The organism is Streptomyces sp. NPDC006552, from assembly GCF_040611655.1.
In the GTDB taxonomy this organism is placed as follows: Bacteria; Actinomycetota; Actinomycetes; order Streptomycetales; family Streptomycetaceae; genus Streptomyces.
Window position 1 is genome coordinate 21,700 of record NZ_JBEXOS010000080.1, and the last position, 6,996, is coordinate 28,695.

Sequence of the window (6,996 nt, forward strand, 5' to 3'; positions counted from 1 at the left end):
ACCCGGCCCCCGCTCAGCGGCGCAGCAGTTCCACGACCCGGTCGAGCGAGGCGGGGGCCAGATGCCGGCGCAGCGCCTCGACCACCTCCTCCGGCGTCCCGCGGCTGTCGATCCTGATTACGCCGTAATCGCGCCCGCGCCGCTCGGTGCGGGCCGCGGGCACGGAGGCGGCCGGCAGCTCCCCGTACTGGCCGGGAAGCTGCTGGTCCTCCTGCGGGAGGCGGGCGATGCGCCGGGCGTCCTCGACGGAGACCCGGCCGTCGGCGAGCGCCTCTTGCAGGTCGGGCCGGAGCTTCATCAGGGAGAGCCGCTGCGAGACGAAGCCCTGGGTCTTGCCGATCCGGGCGGCGACCTGGCGCTGCGAGTAGCCGTAGGCGGTGATCAGGCCCTGGATGGCCTGGGCCTGTTCCAGCTCGGTGAGGTCGTCGCGCTGGACGTTCTCGATGAGCGCGTCCTCGTCGCTGTGGCTGGCGTCGGAGCGGACGAGGACGGGCACCTCGTCGAGCCCGGCCATCCGGGCGGCGGCGAGACGGCGGTGTCCGTGCAGGACGACGTACGGGGCCGAACCGATGGCCTCCTTGTGGTGCGGGTGCGCGGCGAGGAAGACGGCGGCGGGGACGACGCCGAGCGCCTGGAGCACCCCGCGCTCGCGCACGGTCTCGGCGAGGCCGTCGAGGTCGCGCAGTTCGTGGCGCGGGTTGTCGGGGTTCTCGGTGAGGTCGGTGACGGGGACGGTGAGCGGCTCGGTGGCGGGCCGGGCGGGCGCGGCGGGCGTTCGCTCCGGTTCCGCGGCCGACAGCAGCGAGGACAGGTCGGTGCGGCGCCCCATCAGACCTGCGCCTTCCGCTGGGCGCGGCGCTTGCCGGCCTTGGCGTCCGTCCGGGCCTTGTTGTCCGTGCGCGGCTTGCTGTCCCTACGAGGTTTGGCGGGGGCGGGGATCACGGCGAGCCCCACTTCCAGGGCGAGCCGGAAGAAGTCCTCGCGGGCCTGGAGGGCGACGCGGTTGGCGCCGTACTGGGTGACGACGAGGCCATCGGCGCTGGCCCGGGTGTGCAACTTGTAGTGGCGCACGACGGCGCGGGCCAGCGGCCAGCCCTGGGCCTCGACGAAGGCGCGGGTCTGCTCCAGGTCCGCCTTGCCGTCGCGCGGGTCCCAGTTGTTGATGACGACGCGGAACGGCAGGCCGCGCGGTTTCACCACCCGCTCCACCGTGCGCTGCGTCGGCTGGAAACCGAGCGGCTCGGGCTCGATGGGGACGATGACGTCGGTGGCGCTGGAGAGGACCGCGCGCAGGGCGTCCGCGGCGGCGCCCTTGCCGAGCGGATCGGCGCCGTCGTCCTCGGCCAGGTCGAGCCAGCCCGGCGTGTCCACGAAGACGTGTTGCACGGACGGGATGCGGGAGAGGGCGGCGAGCCCCGTCAGGTCGTTGTGGGCCTGGACGAAGTCGAACGGCAGGCCCTCGCCCACGCGTTCGGACCACCACACGGCGGAGCCCTGCGGGTCGATGGAGACGGCGACGACGGGCGGGTGCTCGCCCTCGCGCCGGGCGCCCGCGCCGAGGACGTCGGCGGTGACGGCGGCCAGGTTCACGGCGAGCGTGGACTTTCCCACGCCGCCCTTCTGGTTGAGGATCACGTGTACGTGGGCCACGAATGCTCCCTGATTAGGGTGGTTTGAGGGGGTCGTTCGTGGTCACTGTGGCAGTGCGGCGGGGCGGGGGCGCGTGTACACGCCGTCACGTGTCCTCGCTGCCTGCCTTCGCGTCGCATTCGAACCAGACCGTCTTGCCCGGCGGGTTCGGCAGCACCCCCCACCGGTCCGTGACCGCCTGGACCAGGAGCAGCCCCCGGCCGCCCTCCTCCCACTGCGCCGGGGCCTGCACGACGGGCCGGCGCGGGTCCGGGTCCCCGACCTCGACGCGGAGGCCGCCCTTCTGCCGCAGGATCAGCAGCGAACAGTGCCGGTCCGGTACGTGCCGGACCACGTTCGCGAGCAGCTCCGTGAGCGCCAGCTCGGCCGCGTCGGTCAGCTCCGCCATGCCCCACTGCCGTAGGTAGATCCGGACGATCCGGCGGACGTGCTGGGCCGAATGGGTCCCTACGGTGAAGTCCATGGCGTGGCAGTGCATGACAACTCCTGGTCAGGGGGGTCGAGTTGAGCCGTTCTCGGGACGAGCCTGACCCGTTCTGGCTACTCTCGGCTACGTATCGAAGCGGACGGTCACTTTCGTTTGGGGTAGCCCATGGCCAACATCCGGCAACTCGACCCGAGCGCGTCGCCGCTCGATCACTTCGGCTCGGAGTTACGGCACTGGCGTGAGGCGGCGGGTCTCAGCCAGCCCCAACTCGGCGCGAAGCTGTTCTGTACGGGGTCCCTGGTGGGCCAGATCGAGACGGCCCACAAGGTGCCGACCCGCGACTTCGCCGAACGGGTGGACTCCGTCCTGGGGACGGGTGGGGCGTTTGGGCGGCTCGTGGGGTTGGTGTTGCGCAGCCAGTTGCCTACGTGGTTCCAGGAGATGGCCCGGATGGAGGCGCAGGCCACCTACCTGTCCACGTACCAGGCGCAGGTTGTCTACGGCTTGCTCCAGACCGAGGCGTACGCGCGAGCAGTGATCGGTACGCCGCCACCGGCTAACGTCGATGAGCTGGTGGCTGCTCGGATGGAGCGCCAGAGGGTGTTGGAGCGGGAGGGGCCGCCTCAGGTGTGGGCAGTGCTGGACGAGGCGGTGCTGCTGCGTAGGATCGGTGGCCGGGAGGTCATGTGGAATCAACTGGCCCACTTGTTGAGCTTCCGGGACAGCCGACACGTGAGTGTGCAGGTGCTGCCGTTCGAGGCAGGCCAACACACGAGCTTGGCCGGGTCGTTCAGCATCATGCGATTTGATGCGGACCCGGACATCCTTTACACCGAGGACTTCGCTCAAGGTCATGCGACGGCCAACTCCGAAACCGTCAGGGATGGTTCGTTCCGTTACGCTCACTTGCAGGCCACGGCCCTCTCCGCGGAGGACTCGGCCGCACTCATCAGCCGCGTAATGGAGGAGCGTTATGGAGACCGCACGGAGTCCGGTGAACGCGGCTTGGCGTAAGTCGAGTTACAGCGGCAACGCTGGAGGCGACTGCATCGAGTGCGCCCCCCTGGACGGCGCGGCTTGGCAGAAGTCCTCGTACAGCGGCAACGCAGGCGGCGAGTGCGTGGAACTCGCCCCCACCCCGGAGGGGCACGTCGCCCTCCGGGACTCGAAGGACCCCGAGGGCGCCGTATTCGCCGTCACTCGCACCGCGTTCCGCGCCTTCACGAACGCTGCCGCGCAGGGGACTCTGCCCTCGTAGCGGCGCGCAGCAGCAACGGCGTACCCAGCAACAGGACCCCGGCGGCGCCCAGCGCCGCCCGCGTACCGACGGTTGCCGCGAGGCCGCCCCACGCCAGGGTCAGCACCGCGGTGACCGTCGTGCTCGTGATGCTCCACGCCGACAGGACGCGGGCCACCCGGTCCGACGGGGTCCGCTGGAGGCGCTCGCGGGACATCACCGGGTTGAAGACGGCGCAGCACGCGATCAGGCCGAACTCGACGGCCATCACCACGAGCAGCCCGCCCACGCCGGGCCCCGTGAACGCCAGGCCCACCGGCCAGCAGGCCCGTGCGATCCCGCTGACCCGCAGCACCCGCAGGGCCCCGTACCGGCGGACCAGGCGGGGCGCCAGGCGCGAGCCGACCAGCCCGCCGAGGCAGGGCACGCTGAACGCGAGGCTGTACTGCCAGACGGCGAAGCCGAGTTCGCGCAGCATCAGCACAGCCATGAGCGGGGCGCCGACCATGATCAGCCCGTTCACGAGTGATGTGTTCAGGAAGAGGCCGCGCAGCTCGGGGTGGTGCCAGAGGTAGCGCCAGCCCGCCCCGACCTCCGCCCACCGGAATCCCCGCCCGCCTCCGGAGGGAACCGGCTCGGCGGCGCGGATCGCGCGGACGCCGAGCGCCGACAGGACATAGCTCAGCGCGTCCCCGACCACCGTCGTCAACGGTCCGAACGCGCTGATCGCGGCGCCGCCGAGCGGCGGGCCGAGCGCGGTGGCCGTCCACATCGTCGTCTCGAACCGGGCGCTCGCCACCAGCAGCCCGTCCGCCGGGACCAGCGCCTTGAGATGGGCGCCGCTCGCCGCCTTGAAGACGATGTCGGCGGCGGCGACGACCACCGAGACCACCACCAGCTGGGTGAAGCCGAGCGCGTCGAGGACGTACGCCACGGGCAGCGTGAGCAGCGCCGCGCACCGCACCAGGTCCGCGGCGATCATCGCGGGCCGCTTGCGGCGGAACTCGATCCACGGCCCGAGCGGCACCGCGAGCAGCGCCCCGACGGCGAGCCCGGCCGCCGCCAGCAAGGAGACCTGCGCCGTGCCGCTGTCCAGCACGGTCACCGCGATCAGCGAGAACGCGTCGAGCGCGAGCCACGTACCGGCCGTGCTCACCGCGAACGCCGCCCACAGCCACCCGAAGTCGCGGCCCAGCCGCATCTGCGTCATGACCGGCGATCCAAGCGGTCCGGGACCGGCCCCGGCAAACAACCGAAACGCCCCCTCCGTACAACCCGTGGTTGTATGGAGAGGTGGATCTCGAAGCCGTACGCAGCTTTGTCGCCGTCGTCGAAGAAGGCCAGTTCCAGGTGGCCGCACAGGAGCTGGGCGTCAGCCAGCAGGCCGTCTCCAAGCGGGTCGCGGCGCTGGAGGCGGAGCTGGGCGTGCGGCTGTTCACGCGGGTGCCGCGCGGCGCCCGGCCGACCCTGGACGGGCTGGCCTTCCTGCCACACGCCAAGGCCGTCCTGCGCGCCCTGGACCGGGCCACCGCGTCCGTGCGGCCGGGGCGGCGCCCGCTGCGCGTCGACGTGATGGGCACCCGCGCCATGACCGCCGGGCTCGTCCAGGACTTCCACCGCGACCACCCGGAAGTGCCGCTCGACATCGTGGCGCTCGGCGCCGCCGGGAAGGCCGTCCTCGCCGCGGTCCGCGAGGGGAGCGTCGACGCCGCGTTCTGGGCCCGCCGCGTTCCCGAGGACCAGCTGCCGCCCGGCGTGCGCAGCACCCGCGTCGCCGACGAGCCCCTCGTCCTCGTCACCGGCCCCGGCCACCCGCTCGCGGGCGCGCGGAGCGTCACCCCGGCGGGCCTGGCCGGACACCGGATCTCGATGCCGAGTCTGACCCCGGGCACGGAATGGACCGCGTACTACGAGGAGCTGGCGGCGGAGTTCGGTCTCACCATCGACGCGGCCGGGCCGAACTTCGGCACGGACCACCTGCTGAAGTCGGTGGCCGAATCGACGACGGTCGCCACCTTCATGGGCCCGCGCACCCCGCTCGCCTACCCGGCCGGACTCGACCTGCGTACGGTCCCGGTCCACCGCCCCACACCGGTCTACCCGCACTCGCTGCTGTGGCGGGACGACAACCCGCACCCGGGCCTCGGGGCCCTGCGCGCGCACCTGCTGCGCGCGTACGGCGGGCCGCGCCGGGCCGGCACCTGGGTCCCGGTCTGGGCCCGCTGAGCCGCACGGTGCCGCGCGGGCTCACTCCACCGGGGGCCGCGGCGCCCGCCGCCTGCGCACCCGCCGCATCCGGAACAGCGCCGCCGCCACGATGAGGACCACCCCCGCCGCCACCACGGAGATCGCGCCCGTCGACACGGAGGTCACGTCCACCTCGAACGTCATCGGCTCGCCCCACGGCTTGCCGTCGCTGCGGGTGTAGAGGCGGGCGGTGATCCGCGCCTTGCCGTTGGCCTTGGCCGTGACGTCGATGGGCGTGGTGTGGCTCGCCGAACCCGCCGCCTCCACCGGCAGCTTCGTGTCGCCGACCTTCAGCCGCTCGGGGTCGCTGGAGAAGACGCGCAGTTCCAGGCCCGCGACCGGCTGCTGGAGGCCGTTGTCGACCGTCACCGGGACCGTGGAGTCGCCGGAGGTGAGGGTGAGGGTGGTCTTCTGCACGAGGCGCAGGGACTCCTCGGACGTGGCCAGGAAGGCGGACGTGCGCCGCTGGAAGGCCCGCTGCGCCGTGTGGTGCTGCGGGCGCCACGCGGTGGACAGGGCCCGCGCCATGGCCGCGTGCACGGACGCGGTGGTTCCCTTCGGGTCGGCGAGGACCTTCGCGAGGGTGGCCAGGCGGTCCAGGTCGGCGGCGACGGCGCGCAGTTGCGCCGCGGTGAGGTCGTCGGCGCGCGGCCCGGCCGGGGAGGCCGCGGGCGCCGCCGCCCGGCCCGCCACCGGGTCGTCGTCGGCGTTGCGGAGCCCTTCGAGATCCAGCCAGCCGTCGTCGGTGCCGGTGGCGAGGGCGGCCTTGAGCGCGTTCGCCGCCGTCCCGGACAGGTCGCGCGGCGGGACGACGACGGGCCGGGCGTTCTGCTTGAGCAGCCCGGTGAGGCGGGTGACCTCGGCGGGGTCGGGCGTGTCGTCGCTCTCGTCACCGCCGGCGGAGACGGAGGGGCTCGCGCCGCTGGGGCCGGTGCTGCCGTCGAGGCCGGGGGTCGTGCTCGTGGTCGCGGACGGGAAGGGGGAGGGCGACAAGGAGGGGGCCCGGGAGGCCTCCGGGTCCGGGCCGGGGTCCTGGATGCGGGCCAGGGCGGTGGTGATGCCGGGGTCGTAGGGGAGGGCGGTGACCTTACGGGTGTCGGCGGCGGTGGTGAAGTCGCCCTCGTCATCGGGGCGGGCCGGGCCGGCGGCGGGATCGGGGCCGCGGACCGTGCCGGTGCCAGGGTCGGTGCTGGTGTCGGTGCCGGGGTCGGTGCCCGTGCCGGTGCCAGGACCGGTGCTCGTGCCAGGTCCGCTGCCTGTGCCGGTGCCAAGGCCGGTGCTCGTGCCGGTGCCAGGGCCGCTGCCCGTCCTGGTGCCAAGGACGGTGCCGGGGCCGGGGCCGGTGCTCGTGCCAGGTCCGCTGCCTGTGCCGGTGCCAAGGCCGGTGCTCGTGCCGGTGCCAGGGCCGCTGCCCGTCCTGGTGCCAAGGACGGTG

Annotated in this window: 7 protein-coding genes and 1 pseudogene; 3 read left to right on the forward strand and 5 right to left on the reverse strand. The window is 73.2% G+C overall.

Features of this window, described 5'->3' with window-relative positions; translation table 11 throughout:
- Nucleotides 1-13: 13 nt before the first annotated feature.
- The 3 genes from ABZY33_RS31795 to ABZY33_RS31805 form a co-directional block, all read right to left on the reverse strand.
- A complete protein-coding gene (locus tag ABZY33_RS31795; protein ID WP_356495178.1) occupies nt 14-829 on the reverse strand; it encodes a ParB/RepB/Spo0J family partition protein in 816 nt (271 codons plus the stop codon).
- Nucleotides 829-1,650: a ParA family protein gene (locus tag ABZY33_RS31800; RefSeq protein WP_356495179.1), complete on the reverse strand. Its 822-nt coding sequence runs from the start codon at nt 1,648-1,650 to the stop codon at nt 829-831. The genes ABZY33_RS31795 and ABZY33_RS31800 overlap by 1 nt, the downstream gene beginning before the upstream one ends.
- 85 nt (nt 1,651-1,735) lie before the next feature.
- Entirely contained in the window at nt 1,736-2,128 is a 393-nt protein-coding gene (locus tag ABZY33_RS31805) for an ATP-binding protein (protein WP_356495180.1), read from the reverse strand.
- Between the two features lie 114 nt (nt 2,129-2,242).
- On the opposite strand from ABZY33_RS31805, the gene ABZY33_RS31810 reads away from it, so the two are divergent.
- Complete coding sequence (locus ABZY33_RS31810) at nt 2,243-3,091, forward strand: helix-turn-helix transcriptional regulator (RefSeq protein ID WP_356495181.1); 849 nt, start codon at nt 2,243-2,245, stop codon at nt 3,089-3,091.
- Entirely contained in the window at nt 3,051-3,335 is a 285-nt protein-coding gene (locus ABZY33_RS31815; RefSeq protein ID WP_356495182.1) for a DUF397 domain-containing protein, read from the forward strand. The genes ABZY33_RS31810 and ABZY33_RS31815 overlap by 41 nt, the downstream gene beginning before the upstream one ends.
- On the opposite strand, the gene ABZY33_RS31820 is transcribed toward ABZY33_RS31815, so the two are convergent.
- Nucleotides 3,298-4,524, reverse strand: coding sequence for an MFS transporter (locus tag ABZY33_RS31820; RefSeq protein WP_356495183.1), 1,227 nt, complete (start codon nt 4,522-4,524; stop codon nt 3,298-3,300). The genes ABZY33_RS31815 and ABZY33_RS31820 overlap by 38 nt on opposite strands.
- 83 nt (nt 4,525-4,607) lie before the next feature.
- On the opposite strand from ABZY33_RS31820, the gene ABZY33_RS31825 reads away from it, so the two are divergent.
- Nucleotides 4,608-5,540 carry a LysR family transcriptional regulator gene (locus ABZY33_RS31825; RefSeq protein WP_356495184.1) on the forward strand — a complete coding sequence of 311 codons (933 nt, stop codon included), beginning with the start codon at nt 4,608-4,610 and terminating at the stop codon, nt 5,538-5,540.
- Between the two features lie 21 nt (nt 5,541-5,561).
- On the opposite strand, the pseudogene ABZY33_RS31830 reads toward ABZY33_RS31825, so the two are convergent.
- A pseudogene (locus ABZY33_RS31830) lies at nt 5,562-6,996 on the reverse strand (hypothetical protein); the annotation flags it as partial.

Excerpts from the sequence above, each read along its gene's own strand:
- ABZY33_RS31810 (WP_356495181.1), top strand. The coding sequence starts at position 2,243 with ATGGCCAACATCCGGCAACTCGACCCGAGCGCGTCGCCGCTCGATCAC.
- ABZY33_RS31795 (WP_356495178.1), bottom strand. The coding sequence starts at position 829 with ATGGGGCGCCGCACCGACCTGTCCTCGCTGCTGTCGGCCGCGGAACCG.
- ABZY33_RS31805 (WP_356495180.1), bottom strand. The coding sequence starts at position 2,128 with ATGCACTGCCACGCCATGGACTTCACCGTAGGGACCCATTCGGCCCAG.
- ABZY33_RS31820 (WP_356495183.1), bottom strand. The coding sequence starts at position 4,524 with ATGACGCAGATGCGGCTGGGCCGCGACTTCGGGTGGCTGTGGGCGGCG.
- ABZY33_RS31815 (WP_356495182.1), top strand. The coding sequence starts at position 3,051 with ATGGAGACCGCACGGAGTCCGGTGAACGCGGCTTGGCGTAAGTCGAGT.